Source organism: Desulfobacter hydrogenophilus (genome assembly GCF_004319545.1).
Taxonomy (GTDB): domain Bacteria; phylum Desulfobacterota; class Desulfobacteria; order Desulfobacterales; family Desulfobacteraceae; genus Desulfobacter; species Desulfobacter hydrogenophilus.
In genome coordinates this window covers 1,017,161-1,038,809 of record NZ_CP036313.1, presented here as the reverse complement: position 1 = coordinate 1,038,809, position 21,649 = coordinate 1,017,161, and the positions used below count along the sequence as shown (strand labels likewise).

The following is a 21,649-nucleotide window of genomic DNA, read 5'->3' as shown; positions in this document are numbered from 1 at the left end:
CATGTGTATCCACTGTGATTACAGAAAATTGTTCGAAGATGCGGGAGTGGCTTCCACCCCCAACCGGCTGCGGGTACTGGAAATCATCGGCAGTAATAATTTCCCTTTGTCTGCCGCAGATATCCACGAAACCCTGGAGAGATCAGCCCACATCAACCGGGTAACCGTATACCGCATCCTGGATCTGCTGGTTGAAAAACAGATCGTGGTCCGGATCGCCACCGGCGGCCGGGCTGCCTACTACGGCATGGCTCCTAATGCGCAGCACCCGGCCCACCCTCATTTTTACTGCACTCAGTGCGGGCGTATGGACTGCCTGACACCCGAAACCGTGGACATTGATTTTCACGCCTTTGAGAATACCTTCCCGGGCCGTATAGATAAGTTTGAGTTGCGTATAGACGGCATCTGCCGAAACTGCCTTAAAAAGAAGGAGTAGTCTGCCTTCATTGTCATGATATCCAATGGATTCTGCCTGCATGATTAGACAAAGAAAAAAAGAGATATCCCAAAACTTGAACCTTGCATTAATCGGCATGCCGGCTGTTGGAAAAAGTACCGTAGGGGTGATTTTGGCAAAACAGCTGGGATTTGATTTTCTGGATACGGATATTTTGATCCAGACAAAGGAAAATATGAGCCTTGCCCAGATTATTAAAAAAAAGGGGCTTAAGGGCTTTCTGGACATTGAGGCCGGCCACCTGCTCGGCCTTGGCGGTAAACGCCGGGTCATTTCCACCGGCGGCTCAGTCATCTACCGAGAACAGGCCATGTGCCATCTGAAAGAAATTGCCACCGTCATCTATCTGCATGCAGACTTGCCCACCCTGCTGACCCGGCTCTCCGATATTGAAGCCCGGGGGGTTGCCATTGACCCGAGCAACAGCATTGATTCGCTTTACAAAGAAAGAACGCCCTTGTACGATAAGTTCTGCGACATCAAAATAACGTGTGGTCAAAACCAGCCGGGTCAGGTGGCAGCAGATATTGCCGCGGCATTGGCAGATAAAATATAACGGCCATGGGCCGTCCCTGGTCTATCGATACCCAGGCTTCGACCCACAACAAAGATAGAAAGAATCCAGTTACTTGCTGGAGACTTTTTTATAAAACAGCTATCCCAAAGGCATTACAACATGGACGAAATGCTTACCACGCGGCAGGTGGCAAAATATCTTAATGTAAACGAGAAAATGGTCTATTCTCTGATCGCTGACAAGGGCCTGCCGGCATCTAAAGTAACCGGGAAATGGCTGTTTCCCATCGACCTTGTCTGCCAATGGGTTGAAAACGGTACCCAGAATTTTCCCGAACAAGCAAAGCTTCCCCCGTATCACGGGCTGGTTCTCATATCCGGCGCCGACGATCTGCTGCTGGATACCTTGGTCTGTACATTCAACTTGAAACACAGTGAACACATGGTGCTGTCCGGCCTGTCCGGTAGCCTGGCAGGACTCAAGGCCCTGAGAAAAAATTTGTGCCACATTGCCTGCTGCCCGTCGGCAGATGAAAACAACGATACCGGTGTTCCGTTCAAGGATAAAGAAATTGCCCAGGCCCCGGCGGTTGTCAATCTGTGCCATCGAGAGCAGGGCCTGATTATCCAAAAAGATAATCCCCTGGGGATTTCATCTCTAAAAGATCTTTCCCATAAGGGTCTGACCATGGTCAATCGGCGTCTGGGTACCGGGACCCGGCAGCTTCTGGACCGGGAATTAAAACGGTTGGGCATAGATGCTGAATCCATTAACGGATATGAGACCTGTGTCTCCCGGCATATGGATGCAGGTCTGGCCATACTTAATGGAAACGCCCAAGCCGCGCCGGGCATCAGAGCCGTGGCCAATCTTCTCGGCTTGGATTTCATTTCTCTGTGCTGGGAGCGTTTTGACCTTTTTGTCAATAAAGACAATTTTTTTGACCAGGGCGTTCAATTGTTTCTGGCCATGCTCAAAGGTAAGGTGATTCAAAGAACTGCCGATGAACTGGGTGGATACGATTTGTCCATGACCGGAAAAATGGTTTACCCTGAAACCGGCAACGATGATGAGCAATGATTTTTGTTCCATGGGCTGCTGCGGGGAAACAGCATTTCCTCTTTTTGATGTGGATATATATAATTGATGCGGCAAGATTTAAGTATTTCTAAAACAAGAGCACCGAGCCTTGCTTTTGTCATTTCTCACCTTCCTGAAATCATAGCCGGGCACCTTTCATACCATAAGTACGCGTTTTTAGTATTCTCAAGGTTCCCGAAGTTCCATATTTACATCCGGTTATTTGGTTGATATTAAATCATTATCTTATTTCTCATTTTTATTGAGGTAAAAAGTTAAATGATTTCAAATATTCAAATCCAAAATTTCAGAGGATTTTATAACCATTCTCTTAGATTTAAAAAGAGTTGCATTATTGTTGGCAAAAATAACGCTGGAAAATCAACAGTTGTTGAAGCACTGCGTTTAGTCTCCTTAATTACAAATAAATACAGGACTTCAGTTTATAAAAAGCGCCCAACTTGGTTAGATGCTCCTTCAGGGTTAATTGGAGTATCACCATCCATTAAAAATATTGGAATAAATTTTGATACTATTTTTTTCCATTATGGTTCATCTCCAAGTATCATAACCGCAGAATTTAATGACAAAAACAGAATCACTATTTATGTAGGAGATGGTGGAAAAATTTTTGCTGTTCTGCGTAACTCCCGAGGTACCATTGTTAAAACACGTAGCAAGGCATTGAAACTCAATTTAACGCCAATTAATATTTTCCCACAAGTAGGCCCGGTACAGAAGAAAGAGATGATTCTTAATTCTGATTATGTAAAAAGCAATATTGGTTCCCATCTTTCCTCCCTACACTTTCGTAACCAATTATATTTATTTCCAGAACTGTTTCAAAAATTTAAAGAAGCCGTTGAAGAGACATGGCCAAGTGTCACCGTAAAAGAACTAATCGCTACCGGAGAGTTAGATGAAAAACAACTTTCCTTTCAAGTAAGAAACGAAAATTTTGTAGCTGAAGTTGCTGAAATGGGGCATGGATTGCAGGTCTGGTTGCAAATAATTTGGTTTTTGACTAGAGTTTCTAATAATTCTACTGTAATTCTTGATGAACCAGATGTTTACATGCATGCAGACCTGCAAAGACGGCTTATTCGATTTTTGAGAAACAAATATAATCAGATCCTAATAACGACTCATTCAACAGAGATCATGGCTGAAGTTGGGCCTGAAGATATTTTAGTGATTGATAAAGAAAAGCCAGAATCAACTTATGCAAATACATTTCCAATTGTACAAACCTTGATAGAACAAATTGGAAGTGCTCAAAATATTCATATGGCTCGTTTGTGGAATGCAAAACGTCTGATTCTGGTAGAAGGGAAAGATATCAAACTTCTAAAAATATTCCAAAACAGTCTTTTTCCAAATAGTGATGCACCCTTTGATGCTATTCCAAATATGTCTTTGGGAGGTTGGGGAGGTTGGAATTATGCCATAGGTTCATCGATGCTATTGAAGAATTCATTAAATCAAAACATATTTACATATTGTATATTTGATTCTGACTACCATACTGCTGAAGAAATCTCAACACGATTAGACCAAGCTAATGATAAAGGAATCTTTCTACATATTTGGTCGAAAAAGGAAATAGAGAATTACCTTCTAATTCCATCAGCACTACAACGAGTTATCGAAAATAATCTGGCGAAAAGAACATCTTCTCCTTCGATTGATGAAATAGAACAAAGGCTGATGACAATTTTATCCGAAATGGAAGAAAGCGTTTTAGATGCTATTTCAAGCGAATTACTTAAACAAAATAGAGGTTGGACTGCAGGAAAAAGTAACAAGGAAGCTCGCAAATTGATTTGTGACTCTAAAGCTCAGGAAGAAAGTATAATTTCTATAGCTTCTGGGAAATATGTCATTAAAAAATTTGCAGACTGGAGTCAACAGGAGTTCGGAGTTTCACTGAATGCCATAGCAATAGCAAAAGAAATGACGGCTCAAGAAATTCCAAATGAATTAATAAAAATTGTTACCTCAATTGAAAAAAGTGCTGTTTTTAAAGAATGACTTCTTGCAACACTACTGTTTACTTTGTCTATTATTTAACCCCGGGGCCTTTATTTAAGGAGCGTTGACTACTTCTGAGATTTGAGGGTCAGGTTTTGAAATATCATTCTCTTACAACTCAAGGCCTAACCTCCAAAAAAGGTAACCCCAATGCCATTTTATTGATATCTTTTAGATTCGGAGGTGTAAACCATGAAGCCGGCTTTTAGAACTCTTTGGAGCCACTACCCACAACGCCGTTTATGGTCTCGTGAAAAATTATTTCGTGACATCGGCTGGGACAGCTTGATCAAAGATTCTGCATATAAAAATACATGTGCGATACGTTTAAGCATAGCTTTGCAGAAATCCGGAATTTCCATTTCATCAAGCGCTGGCATGTGAGTTGCGCTGGGGTCGGACCGAGTAAGAAGGCCGTCAATGAAGGATATAACCTAAAAAATACCCCCTAAAACAGGCCTATATTGACGTTTTCGGGCCCTAAAAAGCCGATATAGATACAATCGAGAAAAAAACAAAGTCCCAACCATCAAAATGCTGACGGGCGAGCCGCAGATTTTGAAAAGTTAAAACCGCCCAAACTCAGAAAGGTTATTAGGAATTGACGACACCACAATCTGTCTATTATCAACCACTCAAAGCCTGTATCGAAGGGGCGTTGACTACTTTTGTTATTGGTGATGCCAGTTGAATGTTCGTGGTACCCTTATAATCTACTTTGCCCCTCATGACAGCCTCGCTTCCACTGGGGCAAATGGTAAGTTGATGTTACAAAATTTGGCATATCATGTGACAGAAATTGACATTAACAAATGATACTGAAATTGCATCCATAGATAAATAGGCTGCGGTATGTATCTTGCTTATTGAAAAATATTTACTTAAATCTTGTATTATGGGTGCAATTAAACATATCTGAAGTTTCCTGATTTTTATTTTACTGTTATTTTGAACTAAATTGTATATAGTATTGAAATTATATGATATTTTTCTATCAGCGGGATTTGTATGAACAGGGAGAATAAAATGGGGTTTTGCTATTTACATGGCAAAACCTATCAAAATTAAACTCGACCCTGCTACAATCCCACATCATAGACAATCAATAGGCTGATAAAAATCAGGAAACTTCAGAACATATAGGAGGCTCACTCAATAGGCCGAAGGCTATTGAAAGTGCGCGGTAAGGTGGTGGTGAATGCATGATGCTGGACAGGGACAATGTCAGAATTTTATTCCCTTAGCGTACATAAACGCACCAATCTCGCTGGTACCCTTAACCCGGTTTTCTATTCCATTACTGCCCAACCCCCCTTCATCTAACCCCAGTTGTACTCCACATTTAGTTAAAAGAGACGAACTCGAAAAAGCCATTAGGTTTTTAAAAGGTCTCCTTGAAGCAACAGACAAAGTTAAAATGGTAAAATAGGTCATAATCAGATGTCGCACATGGCTTTTTCAAAACTGTGAATACAACGTCACAGCGGGATAGAGACCTGGAGCATTATAAATATATTCTTGGAAAATATTAGATGAAAAATATCATTCTTATTATCATTTTATTTTTGTTTCTCTTGCCTGCAAATTGTTTTTCCGCGTCAGACAAAATTTATTCATGGATAGATGAAGAAGGGGTTCGACATTTTTCAGATAGTCCTACGTATAGTGTTGAACAAAAAATAAAGGGGACAGACCTCTTTTTGATTGATCGCCATGGAAAAAAACAAGTTATTACCCCCCAAAGAATAATCCAGACTGAAGCTTCAAAGAAATCGTTTGTCAATCAGGTAATTTTTCAACAAACAAAGCCGAAGCTAAAATCCGGTAGTGGACATTTAAATATTAATGTTTTTGAGTTGTTTTTATCCTCTGTTCTCCCAATAGTGTATCCATTTTTTATACTTCTTTTACTATTTATTTTTCTAAAATTATTTATTTCATTCTTTTTAAAGGGATCAAAGTTAAAAAGAATTAACTCTCTAAAAACAAAAGATAAAAAGTATGACTCTGGTGTTGATTGGGATAGCCCTGATACAAATTCTTCTGAGTTCAAAGGTTTTGAAGGTGAACAAACAGTTATTGCGATGTTATATCGGTTTTTAGATCGTGAAAAATATCATTTTTTTAATGATTTGATATTGCCAGAAAACGAAGGAACTACTCAAATTGATCATTTGATAGTTTCTGAGTATGGAATTTTCATAATCGAGACTAAAAATATGAAAGGTTTAATATATGGGAATCCTTACCAGAAAAATTGGATACAATGGTTAGCAGGCGGTAAGTATCCTTTTCAAAATCCTTTTCGCCAAAATTATAAGCATAAGATGTGTATTGAAAAATTATTAAAGATTGAATCTGATGTTTATTTTGATGTGATTGTTTTTATGGAGTGTGCAAAATTTCCTAAAGGCCAACCGGATCACGTCTTTTATCCAAATGAATTTATAAAATTTGTGAAATCTCAAACAAAAACAGTTTTATCTGGTAATGAAATTGATATGATTCTTTCGGCTGTAGAGTCTTCTATGGTTGAACCGTCCTTTGAAGCAGAGAAAAAGCACAAAACATATGTAAAGCAACTTCTTAACGAAAGATAAAACTGCAAAAGTAGCAACTTGCCATCACGAAGCAATTGGATCTATTACAACAAGCAAAATACTGACGGACAAGCCGCAGATTTTGAAAAGTTAAAATCGCAAAGAACCAGAATTTTTGAGGAATAGGGGAACGACACTTATGTCTGTGATTGAGGACTGGATTCTTTTATTCACAGGAGTTCGATACTTTTGTTAAAGCTCAGCACTGTAAAATTTTATGGGAGCAAAGCCTCGATTGAGAGTCAGGTCGGGTAGACGTCAGAATGAAATTAGAAAATCAAATATTCTCCTTCACCGTTGGTGGCACTCGGCTCTTGTCGGTGTGGTTATTTTCAGAAAAGGTAACAGGTCAGAAAATGCGTCAAATATAATATCTGGTTTCGATGAGGTGATTTCTTCCTGGCTCCCATAGCCATATGTGACAGCTGCTGTCATGATTCCGTTCTTTTTACCACCAGCGATGTCATAAAGCCTATCTCCGACAATGACAGTCTTTCCTGGATCAAGGTTTTCGGTTTTGAGAATATGGGCTATCAGCTTACCTTTATCAGTCAGAGAACCATTCAGGTTGCTTCCATAAGCCTTGTTGAAATATTTGGAGAGGTCAAAATGATCAAGTATCTGTTTTGCATATATTCCAGGTTTTGAAGTGGCAAGGAAAATCTTGAACCCTGATTTTTTAATCAGATTAAGGGAGTTATGAACGTCTGGATAGACTCTGTTTTCATACAGCCCTTTATCTGCAAACCGTTTTCGGTAAGTGGTATAAGCATGTTTAATTTTATCTTTATCGGTGGTTTCCAATATTTTAGAAAAAGAGTCTCTGAGTGGTGGGCCGATACACCAGGTAAGCTGATCTGCATGAGGTCTCTCCACGTCGAATTCCTCAAGAGCGAATTGTATACAACGAGTTATCCCTTCTTTAGGGTCTGTCAAGGTTCCATCCAAATCAAAAAAGATATTTTCAATCATTGTTGCCTGCTTTATCTGTCCATGAGTTTTCAATACATTCTAAAAACCCCAACGATGGGGTTTATTCTTCAAACACCGGAATCCGGTTCACCGTTTCCAGTATCCTCTGATCTTAATTTCAGTCCCCATTTCAGTTCCTTTTTGATTTATCTTTCGTCATGAACGGCTTGGAATTTTGTTATCAGGTTTTTCCTGCAGATGGTACATTCAAGAGGTGCTACCAAGTGGATTTTAGCATTGGAAAACGATTTTAGAAAGCCCACAATCTGTCTATTCTTTTTGCCCAAAGCCTTTATTGCAAAGGGGGTGGATTTTTTTATTGGTGATCTGCTGCTACATTTAATGAAAATAGGCAGTTTCGAGGGACGGCTCAAAATACCCTATGATGTCAGATTCAAATTTTATTAACGCATAAAGTGAGCCCGGCCTGAATTATTCCGAGCCGCGATACCTACTGATTCAGTACCACCTGGTGTCCGTTGAGAAACAGTTTTTCTTCCTTGATGTGCATATCAAGTGATAAAAGGTCCCCTTCAATCACAAAAAATCCGGTGGTCATTCCCGGGAACAGCGGTTTCGTTAGATTAGGGATACCGCCTGCAAGGGCATAGGGCAGACTGAGTTGAGCGTCCAGGTTAAAAAATGAAAATAGCATGTCCGGCTGCATGGCAAAAATAAAAATGTTCGAGGGGTCCAAATCCTTTTTCAAGTTAAGGTCCAGTTCTCCGGTTACCTTTCCCTCGGGCAGCGCGATATCCAGGCCGATGATTTCTATGCCCAGATCCTTTTTAAGCAGCCCTTTTAATGTGGACATGAGTTGTGGCGTGTTCCGGGCCATTTCTTCCTTTACGCTTGTCTGGAAATTACCGGGATCTCCCCCTTCTTTTTCGAGGCGTTGGCCTGTCTGGGTCATAATGTCTGAATACAGGGCTATACCTTGTTCAAAGGACGCCGTATCAATTTGTTTCAGCTTAAGGGTGGCAGCCCAGTTGGATAAAGGCTTGCCCCCTAGTTCAATACGGTCCACATGAAAATCCATGACCATGGTCAGTACTCTTTTATCCTCGGACGCACTTGTGCTGAAATTAGAGGTGAGTCCTGAAAGATTTACAGGATCTGATTTCCCGTCATTTATTTTCAGCTGTTCCACTGAAAATGTATTTTTTCCGGCCCAGATTATGTCTGTGAGCTGGTACAGATCAGATGTAAACGTCACCGGTCCCATCACAAATTCACTGCCCTGGGATAATCCTTCCCACCGGCCTTTTGCATCCAGGGTTTCAAACCCCTTTCCCGTGGAAACGTCAAGATCCAGGGCATGAATATCAATCATTTTTCCCTTATCTTCAAAGGAGAAGGCGTTCATATGTATTGTGGAACCCATGGTGCCTGCAAGGGAATATTGAGTCTGGATGGACAAGGGATCTTTGCCCTTTAGATGGGTGTTCACCCATTGCACGTACCAGGGATTCTCTTGAAGGCTTGTGTGTGAATTCACACTGAAAAAACCGTGTGTCCCCTGGTTTACCAGCACCACCTGCGCTATCTCGCTGCCGGGGAACCCGCCGGGATTTTCAATGGACCACTTTACGCGGGACGAAAACAGGCCCCGGTCGTATTTGAGAATTTTGATTCTAAGATCTGTTCCGGTTCTGGCCGCTTTATTGTTATTCTCCTCAACCGCTGATTTAATCGTACGTTCCATGATGATGCCGTTGGCAATGGGCAGGCCGGTAGCACAGACAACAGCCAGGCAGATTAAAATGATCCATAATTTTTTCATAAGTTTTCCTTGAGACGCTCTTTCAGTCCGGACCGTCGCAGAGCGGTCCTGTTATTGTCAAAGGCCGTTGTAAAGGCCCGGGTGGATCCCACAATAATGACAAGAAACTTTCCACGGGTCATGGCCGTATACAGCAGATTTCTCTGCAGAAGCGGAAAATGGGCTGTGGTCAGGGCAATGATAACTGCATCATATTCCGAGCCCTGGGATTTATGAACCGAGACCGCATAGGCCAGGGTCAGTTCATCCAGTTCCGGCAGATCATAGGCAACGATTCTGCCCTCGTAATCCACAAGCACCTCGCCCGTGGATTTGTCCGCCTCTATCACCCGGCCGATATCCCCGTTGAACACCTCTTTGTCATAATTGTTTTTCAGGTGCATGACCTTATCACCGTTCTTAAAGGTGTGGCCATGGGACTCAATACCGCCGGGCGCATCATTTAAAACCGCCTGCAGCCGCTGGTTCAGGCTGATGGTGCCGGCCTCTCCCCGGTGCATGGGGGTGAGCACCTGGGTTTCCCGGATGTGGGGAAATGCCTTGGGAATTCTTTGGGCGCACAGTTCACAGATGGTGTCAGCCACACGGGCCGGTGTGCTGGTTTCAATAAAATAAAATTGGGAGGGCTGATCCGGGGTTGCCGATTTGATGTCCGGCATCTGCCCGTTTCGGATACTGTGGGCATGCATGACAATGGGGCTTTTTTGGGCCTGGCGGAAAATCCGGGTCAAGGGAAACACCGCCACCTGTGCCGAATCAATAATATCTGACAATACATTACCCGGCCCCACAGAAGGCAACTGAAAGGTGTCTCCCACCAGAATTAGACCCGCTCCGGCCGGCAGGGCCTCGCACAGACGATACATGAGCTGGGTGTCCACCATGGACGCTTCATCCACCACCAGAAGGTCCAGGTCCAAAGGATTGGTAAAATCATGTTCAAAGGAATCCGTGTCCTGGTTAAAGCCCAAAAGCTTGTGAAGGGTTTTGGCCCCCCGCCCGGTCACTTCGGATAGACGCCGGGCAGCCCGCCCCGTGGGGGCGGAAAGCATCACCTTCAGACGAAGCGTTTTGAATACAACGCACAATGCCTTTATCAGGGTCGTCTTCCCTGTACCTGGACCGCCGGTGATGATGGAAACTTTCTGACCCATAATCCGGGTCACCACATCCAACTGCTCCTGGGACAACTGAACGGCCATGGAAGAAAGCACCTGCCCCTGGATTGACTCTTCGTCAACGTGGACATCAGGATTGGGCATCGATAAAAACGCCTTGATCCGGCGGGAAATCCCGGCTTCAGCCTTATGTAACGCTGCAAGATATACCCTGTCCTTTTCAAGTACGATCTCGTTATCCGCATCCAGATGCCCGAGCGCATCTAAAAGCTGTTCCCCGGACACCCCCGCCCTTTGGGCACAGGTTCGGATCAGATCCTCTTTTTTTTCAAACACATGGCCGTCCTGTTCCAGGTCCACCAAGCGGCAGAACAGACAGGCTTTAAGCCTTTCTTCTGCCTGGCATTCCGTGCCAAGCTGCCTGGCCAATTCATCCACAGCGGCAAACCCAATGCCAGGAATGTCCCGGGCAATGCGAAAGGGATCTTGCGTCAACACCTCCAGGGCGTGGTTCCCATATGTTTTAAGGATGGCTGCGGCTTTGGCCGAATCAATGGGGGTGCCCTGCAGCATCTCCATGACCCGTCGCACGGCGTGGTGGGTATTCCAGGCCGTTTCAATCATTTTTTGTTTGGTTTTGCCGATCCCATATACATCAAGAAGCCGGTTCGGCTCATTTTCAATGATTTCCAGGGTCTGTTCTCCAAAGGTATCCACGATCCTGTCGGCCAGCTCCTGGTTAATACCGGGAATAATACCCGAGCTTAGGTATTTTCGAATACCTGCCATGGAGGAGGGCAGGGTGACTTCAAAGGCCTCAGCCTTAAACTGCTCTCCATATTTGGGATGGCTGCTCCATGTGCCTTTGAGTTTGAGTCGTTCACCCTGGGCCACCCCGGGCAGATGACCGACCACGGTGATGGCATCGGCCACTTTGGGCACGGCCACACGGCACACGGTGTAATGATTTTCCGGGTTCTGGAATGTAATCCGGGACAGGGTTCCGCTGATGGTAATCATGAAGCCATATTACCGCAAGGAAAATTATCGGTTATCCAGCAGGCGGCTTCGTAAAGATCCTTGGCAAAAAAATCGGGTGCAATGCCTTTTTTCGTCAAAGCGGCCAGGGCCTTTTCTCCGTTGCCGGTCTTAACCAGGATGGTTTTGGCACACCCGGCATTTTTCCCGCACTCAATATCTTTGGCGGAATCTCCTATCATAAAGGCTTTCTTCACATCAATGCCATGGCATGCCACGGCCTGAAGAATCATTCCGGGCTTGGGTTTTCGACAGTCGCACCCCTGATCCGGGGTATGGGGGCAGAAAAATATATCCTTGACCCGGCCACCGGCCTGTTCCACCCCGTGGGTCATTTTTTTTAAAATGGCATCAAAGGTCGGCCTGGATATCATGCCGCGGCCCACGGCCGATTGATTGGTGATCAGAATCACTTGAAACCCTTTGGCGTTCAAAAGGGCAATGGCGTCTGGGCTTTTGGAGATGAAATGGAATTCGTCCGGATTTTTGATATAGGCGTCGGAATCATGGTTGATCACACCGTCCCGGTCCAGAAAAACTGTATATTCCTTCATTGCTTTTTAGCTTTTTTCCTAACTCTTGGCTGCTGTGTTTGAATGAAAAGTTGCCTATATGCAAGGCGCAGAAAAATTTGTAACCGGAGCAACCTCATGGTTGTGAGGATTGCAAATTTTTTTGTAACGCCGCAGGTGGGTGACTTTTGGTTCAAACACTAGCTACTCGGCTACGGCAAAGGCGTGCGTAAAACCTTCCCTGGTCATAAGTCTTTGGCTGAACGTCACGGCATCATCGAGGTTGTTGAATTTACCGATCCTCACCCGGTGAAATTGCCCCCGGTCATCCACATAGGGAACAATATGGGCATTAAGATAGTCCTTAGACAATTTGATTCGATATCTTTCCGCATTACGCCTCACCTTGAATGCCCCCACCTGCACCGTAAAATTGCCTTTCCAGTAATCCACGGGTTTAAAGTTCACAGGGGTGTGGTCTTTCTTGGAATAGGCCGTGGCCTTTCCAAGGGCCGTCACCTGTACCCGGGCTGTGCCGGGCCCGACGATACCAATGTGTCGGGCCGCCTTATATGACAGATCTATGATTCTGCCGGCCACAAAGGGTCCCCGGTCATTGATGCGCACCGTAATCTTTCTGCCGTTGTCCAGGTTTTCAACCCTGACCCATGTGTTCATGGGAAGGGTTTTGTGAGCTGCGGTCATGGCGTTCATGTTGTAGGTTTCGCCGTTGGATGTTTTTCGTCCGTGGAATTTTCTGCCATACCAGGAGGCGCGTCCTTTTTCCACATATCCGTTGGCCGAAGGCATGGGATAATAGTGTTTTCCTGCAATGCGATAGGGGCGCTGGGTGGGTTTGGTTCCACTGTATCGTTTATCCCCATAGCGGCTATGGTCGGAATCATAGCTTCCGGCACCGCATCCGGCAACGGCAACCGCAAGGCAGAAAATAAGGGCCGGCATTAATGTCCGGATCGTATAATTCATACAGAATATCCTTTTTTTTATTCCAAGGCGGTCTTAATAACATCTTTCATTTTATCGGTAAAATAGAAAGTCATGGTGGATTTAATATGCTCCGGAACATCTTCCATATCTTTTTTATTCCAAAGCGGCAGAATCAAGGATCGGATTCCGGCCCTGTGAGCCGCAATTACTTTATCCTTGATGCCTCCCACAGGCAGCACCTCACCCCTGAGGGTAATTTCTCCGGTCATGGCCAGCCGGGATTTTACTTTTCTTTTGGTGAGCAGGGAGGCAAGGGTGGTAAGCATGGTCACCCCGGCAGAGGGGCCATCCTTGGGGATGGATCCTTCAGGCACATGAATGTGGATATCATGGGTATCAAAAAAGGTGTCATCCACAGCCAGTCGGTCGGCATTGGATCGAATGAAGCTTAACGCGGTAGACGCAGATTCCTTCATGATATCCCCAAGCTGTCCGGTGAGCGTTAGGCCCTTGCCGCCTTTCATGGCCACGGCTTCCACAAAAAGCACCTCACCACCCACAGGGGTCCAGGCAAGACCCACGGCCACGCCTGGGGTTTTAATCCGGGTGGCCATATCAGGCATGTTCTGGATGGGGCCTAAATATTCGGGAACTTCCTTTCGGCCAATGGTCAAATTTTCCACCTGGTCTTCGGCGATTTTAGCGGCAACTCCCCGGCATATGGCGCCGATCTGACGTTCCAGGTTGCGTAAACCTGATTCCCTGGTATATCCGGAAATAATCTGTTTGACCGCGCCTGGGGTTATTTTGATCTGGCCTGAATTGATGCCGTTGGCCTCCCGCTGTTTGGGGATAATATACCGGGTGGCAATTTTAAGCTTTTCTTCCTGGGTGTATCCGGTAAGCTCCAGAACCTCCATTCTGTCCCGCAGGGGTGGTGGAATGGTATGCAGCACATTGGCTGTGGTCAAAAACATGACATCGGACAAATCAAAGGGTACATCCAGGTAGTGGTCAACAAAATTTTGGTTCTGCTCCGGATCAAGGACCTCAAGCAGGGCGGATGAGGGATCTCCGTGGTAGGAGGAGCTGACCTTATCAATTTCATCCAGCATGAAGACGGGGTTTTTTTTACCGGCTGTTCTTAAATGCTGGATGATCCGGCCCGGCATGGCCCCCACATAGGTTCGCCGATGTCCCCGGATTTCAGCTTCATCTCTGACACCGCCCAGGGCAATGCGGACAAATTCCCGGCCCAGGGCCCTGGCAATGGATTGTCCCAGGGACGTTTTCCCCGTACCAGGGGGGCCGGCAAAGCACAGTATAGGTCCTTTGGAGTCTTTTTTGAGTTTACGTACGGCCAGAAATTCCAATATCCGTTTTTTGGGCTTTTCAAGGCCGTAATGGTCCTGGTCCAAAATTTTCCTGGCCCTGGCAATATCCAGCCTATTTTCGGTATATTCATTCCAGGGCAGGGAGGTCAGCCAGTCAAGATAGGTGGATGATACGACATATTCGGAGGATGAGGGGTGCATCTTTGCAAGGCGTTCCAGTTCACGCTGTGCTTCTTTTGTGGCCTCTTCGGGCATGGGATTATCCCTGATCAGGGTTCTGTATTCCCGGATTTCGACGGATTCCTGATCGGTTTCCCCAAGCTCCTCTTTAATCGTTTTGAGCTGCTGGCGCAGGTAATATTCGCGCTGGCGCTTGTCCATGTCTTCCCTGACCTGATTTTGAATTTTAGAACCCATTTCAAGAATATCAAGCTGATCATTGACCATACGGGTGACCTTTTTCAGACGGCGATTCACGTCAATCAGCTCAAGGACTTTTTGCTTTTCATTTACAGGGGCATTGATGGTGGAGGCGACCATGTCGGCAAGTGCGCTGGGCTCCTGCAGGGTCTTGACCATCTGGCCTATTTCCGCAGGCAGACCTGGCGAAAGCGCCACGATCTTTTCGTACTGTTCAACAATGTTGGTCATCAGTGCCCGGTTTTCCTTGTTCCTTTCGTTGTTACGGCTTTTGAGAACAGCAATGCCGGCATGCATATAACCCCGGTTTTCCAGGAACTCTACCACTTTGAATCGGTTCAGGCCCTGAATAAGCAGCTGGGCCTTTTCATCTTCCATCTTGGACATTTTAAGAATTACCGCGACGGTACCAATGCGGCATAGGTCGTCGGCGGTGTGCCTGGAATCAATGTCCGAACGCTTGGACAGCAGGAGGCCAAGCATACGGTTTCCGGACATGGCATCGTCAATCAGATTAATGGCCTCTTTCTGGATCAAAACCAGGGGCAACACCATTTTGGGAAACAGATTGGTATCCACTATGGGAAGAATGGGTAGTTCGTCAGGTATATCGTCAGTGGTGATGGGGACGGAGGGATGGTTTAATTCATCCATTCGCTTTCCTTTTTGTATACAATCGCCTAATCCATGGGTTTTTACATTTTTTTTTGGGGTTCATACCCGGGCGTCAATAGACTTGGGTCTATCCCATGGTTGTTATAAAAAATCAATGGGCATTTTTTGTTTCGAAGAATAATTTATCTTGGGCTGTTTTCCTAATTTTAATTCCAGAAACCCGTTGGCGTATGACGCAGACACTTTTTCCATGTCAATGACACTGGGCAGATACAGAACCCGCTCAAACCGTCCGAATTGTATTTCAGCAAGCCTGTAGGTGGCGGTGGGATCAGGTTGGCTGCTTTTACGTACCCCGGAAATTTTTACGGCCTTATCTGACAGTTCAACAATCATGTTCTCCTGGGAAACACCTGCTATTTCAGCCTGGATAATGATTTCATCCCTGGTTTCAAAAATATCCATCTGGGGTCTCCAGATCCGTTTTGAAAAGCAAAACATGGGATTAACGGATTGAAACATCTCTTCAAAAGATTTTTCTTCTGTGGCCGGTGTTTCAATATGATTCCCAAATCGAATTTTTATTTGTTCCATAAAATACTCCTGATAATGGGAAGGGATTCACCCTGAATGCTGTTAACCTGTCCCTTAATCAATTTTATCAGATTACCATCTGACAGAAATGTTGTAAAGCACTATAAAAATTAAATGGTTATCAAGCAGATCTGTCAAGTATCCGGCGAATAACCTTTGAAAATTTGTCCATGGAAAAGGGCTTTTGTAAAAAATCGTGGCATCCGTCACGAAGCATCATCTTTATTTCTTCATCCATACTGACACCGCTGGAAATAAGTATCTTTATGTCGGGATTCAGTTTTCGAATCCGATCAAACGTCTCCTTGCCGTCCATGATGGGCATGATCAGATCCAGAATGACCAGCGCAATTTTGTCCGGGTGCTTTGTTACCAGGTCCAGACATTCCGTACCGTTGCGGGCTTGGAGGGCCTGGTACCCTAACGCTTCAAGAAGACTTACTCCCACCTCGAGCACTTCATTCTCGTCATCCACAATAAGAACGGTTTCCCCGCCTTTGGGCATCAGATCAAAGGCGTCGCTCTCTTCTTCAATACGTTGAGCATCCCCGGGGGCCAAACCGGGAAGTGCTACCCGGAATAGGGATCCGACATCTTTTTTGCTCTCCACGGTGATAAATCCACCGTGATTTTTCACAATGCCGAACACCGTTGACAGCCCTAACCCCCGCCCTTTCATATCTTTGGGGCTTTTGGTGGAGAAAAATGGGTCAAAAATTTTTCTCTGAATGGCTTCATCCATGCCGATTCCGGTATCCTGAATACTAATTTCCACGTAAGTACCGGGTGCCACGTCAAAATGAAAGAAGTTGGTATCCTTAATTGTTAAATTCCGGGTCTCTATGGTAAGTGTGCCGCCATCCACCATGGCCTGGGAAGCATTAACCAGAAGATTGAGCAGCACCTGTTCAAGCTGGGAACGGTCCCCGCTTACCTTGTAAAGATTCGGTGCCGGCTTTTTTTCAATGGCAATATTTTCTTTTCCCGGCTGGAGAACAGTGAGAGCGATATCCACGACCTGGTTAATATCCAGGGGTTCAACCTGGTACTTGCCCCCGCCGGCAAAACCTAAAAGATTACCGGTAATTTGAGCTGCCGCCTCAATCAGGCGGTTCATCTGCCGGATATGCTCCCTGATTTTTTCCGGCCGGTCTGCGTTAACCCCTATCAGGGATAAATGCCCCTGAATAGCCATGAGCAGATTGTTAAAATCATGGGAAATGCCCCCGGCCAGCACACCAATCGCTTCCATTTTTCGGGTCTGATTTTTTCTGATCTGTCCGGACTTGATTTCCGTAATATCAGATACTGTGACTAACAGGCCCTGGGAATGGTCACCAGGGTCCAGCCAGCAGGCCCGAAGGCGGCAGTCAAAGGCGGTACCGTCCAGCCGTGACAACCGGGAGTCAACGATGGCTGATCCTGTCCGGTCAATGTCTGTGATAAATATTTTATACACACGCTTAAATTCTTTCTTCGTGGGGAAAAGGGTTTGAGCGGATTTACCTTCCAGGCTGAGATATTCGTGGCCTGTCATGGCGTAACAGGCGGGATTTGCCCAGTAGATGCCGGTGTGGTAAAGAATACAGATACCTACAGGGGCGTAGATTAAAACGTTTTTAATATTTTTCCGGGAAAAAAAATCTGAACCCGTAAAACAAGGGGGCTCCTGGTCAGGCCAGTCCTGTTGCATTAGAAGCGAATCAGAAGATGTACGATTATACTCCTGGGTCATAAAACACCGCCTTCCAAAAATTGACGAGCGCTTGGATTATTTGATAAATATACCAGAATTTTTAATTAAGGTCACCAAAAATGCAATTCAAACCCATATACAACGCTTTATTACCCCTTATTCCTGCATTGGCCAGCGGCCTAATGCTTTTTTCAGCATTCCCGGGGCCAGGTTTTTATCCGGTAGCCTTTTTTGCCCTGGTCCCGTTATGGCTTTCCATTGACCGGCTGGATGCAAAGCAGGCCTTTTATACAGGCATCGGCACTGGGATCGGTTTTTATCTGCCCCTGATTTACTGGATTTGTCCCACCATGAGCAAATACGGCGGCCTAAACCCTTTAGCGGCCATGTCCTGCCTGTTGCTTCTGATTTTGTACTTGTCCGTTTATACAGGCGTTTTTGCCCTGGCGATGAAAAAGATACCTGTCCCTGAAGGCCTTGTCCCATTTTGGGGGGCTGTGGCCTGGGTCGCCCTGGAATATATCAGGACATATTTATTTTCCGGCTTTCCCTGGGGCGTGCTGGGTTACAGCCAGTATTCCAACCTTATTTTGATCCAGACGGCAGACACCTTCGGGGTCTTAGGGATCTCCTTTCTACTGGTGCTTGCCAACGGGATTATAGTAACAGCTTTTAAGGCCCTTTTCCAAAGGGCATGGCCTGGGAAAATAAATATGGCAGGTTTAAGCCTTGGAATGGCGCTGCTTTGTATCGCTTTTATTTACGGCCATTTTGAACTGGCAAAAATTCGTGGACAGCTCAACGGCGCACCTTCCCGGAAAATTTCGGTTATCCAGGCCAACATTTCCCAGGATCGGAAATGGGATAAAGCATTTATTACTGAAACTATAGACCGGTATTCCCGATTGTCTCTCCAGGCGATCCCCTGCGATCTTGTGGTGTGGCCGGAAACGGCTGTGCCCTTTTACTACGGCATGGATCCTGTGCCCTCGAACCGGGTGGATGCCCTGGTGAGAAAGGCAGGCACCTTTTTTCTCATCGGCATCCCTGCGGCCCAGCCTTCGGACCAGGGTTTTCTCTACTACAACCGAGCCTGCATGCTCAGCCCCCTTGCCCTGCCAAAAGGCTATTATGACAAACATCATCTGGTGCCCTTTGGGGAGTATGTGCCTTTCAAAAAACTGCTTTGGTTTGCTCAAAAACTGACAGCCGGGGCCGGTGATTTCTCAAAGGGGAAAACCGGGGTGGTGCCGTTAAAATTCGGTACGGGAACAACCGGGGTATTAATCTGCTTTGAGATCCTTTTTCCCAATATTGCCAGAGAGTTTGTGCTCAATGGGGCAGATATTTTAACCACCATGACCAATGATGCCTGGTTCGGTCGGACCCAGGCTGCGCTTCAGCATTTTTCCATTGCCGTGTTCAGGGCTGTTGAAAACCGGCGCAGTGTGGTCCGGGCGGCAAACACAGGCATTTCCGGATTCGTTGATCCTTCCGGTGCCATTTTGGAAAAAACAGATATTTTTACGACCTGCGCCCTTACCCGGCAGGTCCCGGTCATGTCCGGTAAATCCTTTTATACCCGCCACGGCGACCTTGCCGCCAAAGCCTGCCTGGTTGCATTCTTTCTGATTTGTGTGATAAAACCCATGAGAAAAAAAATTAGGAGACTTTTATAATGAGTGTAGAATACAAACAAATCATCTCTTCCATCACTGCTAAAGCCAACCGGCTTAAGGAGTATCTTTGACCTGCCTGTAAAGGAAAAACGGCTTCGGGAACTTGAGCTGCTCATTGCCAGGGAGGACTTCTGGAATGATGCGGACAAAGCCACCGAGATGTTAAAAGAACGCACCGCCATCGCTGGTCTTATTGACACCTGCAATGCCATATTTTCAGAAATTGAAGATGTGGAGGTGATGCTGGAACTGGCAAGGGAGGAGTCGGACAAGGCGGCCGAGCAGGAAGCCGCTCAGATGCTGGCCCAGTTGAAGAAAAAGGTAAAGCGTTTTTCCCTGGAGATTACCCTTGACGGAGAGGACGACGCCAGGGACGCGATTGTTTCCATCAATGCCGGTGCCGGGGGAACGGATTCCCAGGACTGGGCGGAAATGCTGTTCAGGATGTATACCCGCTGGATCGATAAAAAAGGGTACAAGTGCCAGGTCATTGATTTTCAGGAGGGAGACGAAGCCGGTATCAAGGGCGCAACGCTCCATGTTGCCGGCCCAAACTGCTACGGATTCATGAAAGCTGAATCCGGGGTGCACCGCCTGGTAAGAATTTCCCCTTTCAATGCCAGCGGCAAACGCCAAACCTCTTTTGCTGCCGTCTTTGTCTATCCGGAGGTCAAGGACGAAATCAATATCGACATTGACGAAGGGGATCTGCGCATTGATGTGTACCGGGCCAGTGGGGCAGGCGGCCAGCACGTCAACAAAACCAGTTCAGCTGTACGTATCACCCATGCTCCCTCGGGCGTAGTGGTCCAGTGTCAGCAGGAATCTTCCCAGCACCGGAACAGGGAGATTGCCATGAAAGTGCTTAAATCCCGGCTCTATCAGCTGGAAAAGCAGAAACAGGAGCAAAAAAGGCAGAGTCTGCATGACGGCAAAGATGACAATGCCTGGGGCAGCCAGATCCGCTCCTATGTGCTGCATCCCTACAGAATGGTAAAAGACCATCGTATCGACCTTGAAATCGGGGATGTGGACCGGGTGCTGGACGGTGATCTTGATCCGTTTATTGAGGGGGTGCTGATGTCCGGCTCCCTGAATAACTAGTATTTGAACGAAACAGCACCCATCTGCGGCGTTGCAAAAAAATGTAAAATCCTCACAACCATGAGGTTGTTCCGGTTTTAAATTTTTCTGCGCCTTGCACCTGGACAATTTTTCGTCCAAATACGGGTTTCCGTTCAGGCACTAACTAACAGAAGGATTTTGAGATTTTTATGCCGATTGACCCATTTAAAATCATCAGTCAGTTTTATGATTCTGACTCAGAACTTTTTGCTGTTCTGGTGGAACATAGCACAAAAGTCGCCGCAAAAAGCCTGGAGATCGCAAAGGGCCTTGCCCACCTGCACCTGGACATGGATTTCATAGAAAAAGCAGCCATGCTCCATGATATTGGTATTTTTAAGACCCGTTCCCAGGAAATCGGCTGTGCGGGTAAATATCCTTATGTGTGTCACGGATACCTTGGACGTGAACTCTTAGACGGGTTGGGTTTGCCCCGGCAATTTGGTCTTGTGTCCGAACGTCATACCGGAGCCGGCATCACCCTTGAAAATATTATTGAAGCGGATTTGCCTCTGCCTCACCGGGACATGGTGCCTGTTACCTTGGAAGAAAAAATCATCTGTTGCGCAGATAAATTTTATTCAAAGAGCCCGAAGAAACGAGATAACGTCATGACCCGACAAAAGATTGAAAAATCCCTTGCCAAACTTAATTTGGGCCATGCAAAACGGTTTTCCGCCTGGGCCGATGAGTTTGGTATTTATTAAAGTAGCAAGAGCCCCGACCGGCAAAAGAATGCCGATCTGGGCTTTGAGTTTTATCTCGACGTTTTTTTACGTCGAAGGCTGATTTTTTAGAAATTGATCTGGAACTTCATGCCGTAGTAAAGCTCACTACCTTTATCGTTACCGCTCATATCATTCATTTTAAATCCGATCACGCCAAATAGACCATAGGCTTCGTTGTCCTTCAGATCTTCGCCGATGATCGCGGGATCATCAGTGACCCCTTTCAGACCATAATGAGCAACGTTTTGGCGAAACCAGCCGTCCGCAGGATATAGGCCGGGCCGAAATTGAATTTATCGCCTAAGGCCATTACGTATTGATCTTTCTTGGCTCTGATTACGTGTTAATTATTTTTTATATGAAAGTCTGGGTAAGTTACTCAGATCTTTCAACCTTTGT

16 protein-coding genes are annotated in these 21,649 nt (G+C 45.7%); 8 read left to right on the top strand and 8 right to left on the bottom strand.

Annotated features, from left to right (window positions below):
* Window position 1: 1 nt before the first annotated feature.
* The 5 genes from EYB58_RS04510 to EYB58_RS04485 all read left to right on the top strand — a co-directional run bounded on the left by EYB58_RS04510 (window position 2) and on the right by EYB58_RS04485 (window position 6,688).
* Window positions 2-439, top strand: coding sequence for a Fur family transcriptional regulator (locus EYB58_RS04510; protein WP_111958117.1), 438 nt, complete (start codon window positions 2-4; stop codon window positions 437-439).
* A gap of 40 nt (window positions 440-479) precedes the next feature.
* Window positions 480-1,016 carry a shikimate kinase gene (locus tag EYB58_RS04505; RefSeq protein WP_111958126.1) on the top strand — a complete coding sequence of 179 codons (537 nt, stop codon included), beginning with the start codon at window positions 480-482 and terminating at the stop codon, window positions 1,014-1,016.
* Between the two features lie 120 nt (window positions 1,017-1,136).
* On the top strand, window positions 1,137-2,057 hold the full coding sequence (locus EYB58_RS04500; protein ID WP_111958118.1) for a helix-turn-helix transcriptional regulator: 921 nt from the start codon (window positions 1,137-1,139) through the stop codon (window positions 2,055-2,057).
* 279 nt (window positions 2,058-2,336) lie between these two features.
* The gene (locus EYB58_RS04495; RefSeq protein WP_111958120.1) at window positions 2,337-4,088 is read left to right on the top strand and encodes an ATP-dependent nuclease; all 1,752 of its coding nucleotides are present in this window, start codon (window positions 2,337-2,339) and stop codon (window positions 4,086-4,088) included.
* Between the two features lie 1,532 nt (window positions 4,089-5,620).
* Window positions 5,621-6,688, top strand: coding sequence for an NERD domain-containing protein (locus EYB58_RS04485; protein WP_111953441.1), 1,068 nt, complete (start codon window positions 5,621-5,623; stop codon window positions 6,686-6,688).
* 291 nt (window positions 6,689-6,979) lie between these two features.
* Here EYB58_RS04485 and EYB58_RS04480 read toward each other — a convergent pair whose 3' ends face one another.
* From EYB58_RS04480 to EYB58_RS04445, 8 genes are all read right to left on the bottom strand, one after another.
* Window positions 6,980-7,660 carry an HAD hydrolase-like protein gene (locus EYB58_RS04480; protein ID WP_111953443.1) on the bottom strand — a complete coding sequence of 227 codons (681 nt, stop codon included), beginning with the start codon at window positions 7,658-7,660 and terminating at the stop codon, window positions 6,980-6,982.
* A gap of 451 nt (window positions 7,661-8,111) precedes the next feature.
* A complete protein-coding gene (locus EYB58_RS04475) occupies window positions 8,112-9,443 on the bottom strand; it encodes a YdgA family protein (protein ID WP_111953445.1) in 1,332 nt (443 codons plus the stop codon).
* A complete protein-coding gene (gene recD2 / locus EYB58_RS04470) occupies window positions 9,440-11,581 on the bottom strand; it encodes an SF1B family DNA helicase RecD2 (protein WP_111953447.1) in 2,142 nt (713 codons plus the stop codon). The genes EYB58_RS04475 and recD2 overlap by 4 nt, the downstream gene beginning before the upstream one ends.
* Window positions 11,578-12,153 carry a D-glycero-beta-D-manno-heptose 1,7-bisphosphate 7-phosphatase gene (gene gmhB / locus EYB58_RS04465; protein WP_111953449.1) on the bottom strand — a complete coding sequence of 192 codons (576 nt, stop codon included), beginning with the start codon at window positions 12,151-12,153 and terminating at the stop codon, window positions 11,578-11,580. The genes recD2 and gmhB overlap by 4 nt, the downstream gene beginning before the upstream one ends.
* Window positions 12,154-12,315: 162 nt before the next feature.
* The gene (locus tag EYB58_RS04460) at window positions 12,316-13,098 is read right to left on the bottom strand and encodes a septal ring lytic transglycosylase RlpA family protein (RefSeq protein WP_242637553.1); all 783 of its coding nucleotides are present in this window, start codon (window positions 13,096-13,098) and stop codon (window positions 12,316-12,318) included.
* Between the two features lie 17 nt (window positions 13,099-13,115).
* Window positions 13,116-15,467 (bottom strand): endopeptidase La, encoded by a 2,352-nt coding sequence (lon, locus tag EYB58_RS04455; protein WP_111953451.1) that lies wholly within the window; start codon window positions 15,465-15,467, stop codon window positions 13,116-13,118.
* Window positions 15,468-15,569: 102 nt separating this feature from the next.
* Complete coding sequence (locus tag EYB58_RS04450; protein WP_111953453.1) at window positions 15,570-16,022, bottom strand: Hsp20/alpha crystallin family protein; 453 nt, start codon at window positions 16,020-16,022, stop codon at window positions 15,570-15,572.
* Window positions 16,023-16,143: 121 nt separating this feature from the next.
* On the bottom strand, window positions 16,144-17,757 hold the full coding sequence (locus EYB58_RS04445) for a hybrid sensor histidine kinase/response regulator (protein WP_111953455.1): 1,614 nt from the start codon (window positions 17,755-17,757) through the stop codon (window positions 16,144-16,146).
* 80 nt (window positions 17,758-17,837) lie between these two features.
* Between EYB58_RS04445 and lnt the strand changes: the two genes are divergently transcribed.
* The 3 genes from lnt to EYB58_RS04430 all read left to right on the top strand — a co-directional run bounded on the left by lnt (window position 17,838) and on the right by EYB58_RS04430 (window position 21,229).
* On the top strand, window positions 17,838-19,397 hold the full coding sequence (gene lnt / locus EYB58_RS04440; RefSeq protein ID WP_111953457.1) for an apolipoprotein N-acyltransferase: 1,560 nt from the start codon (window positions 17,838-17,840) through the stop codon (window positions 19,395-19,397).
* A protein-coding gene (gene prfB, locus EYB58_RS04435; RefSeq protein WP_207309125.1) for a peptide chain release factor 2 occupies window positions 19,397-20,501 on the top strand; the annotation gives its coding sequence in 2 pieces (ribosomal slippage) (window positions 19,397-19,465 and window positions 19,467-20,501; 1,104 coding nt in all). The genes lnt and prfB overlap by 1 nt, the downstream gene beginning before the upstream one ends.
* A gap of 170 nt (window positions 20,502-20,671) precedes the next feature.
* Window positions 20,672-21,229 (top strand): HD domain-containing protein, encoded by a 558-nt coding sequence (locus tag EYB58_RS04430; protein ID WP_111953459.1) that lies wholly within the window; start codon window positions 20,672-20,674, stop codon window positions 21,227-21,229.
* Window positions 21,230-21,649 lie beyond the last annotated feature (420 nt).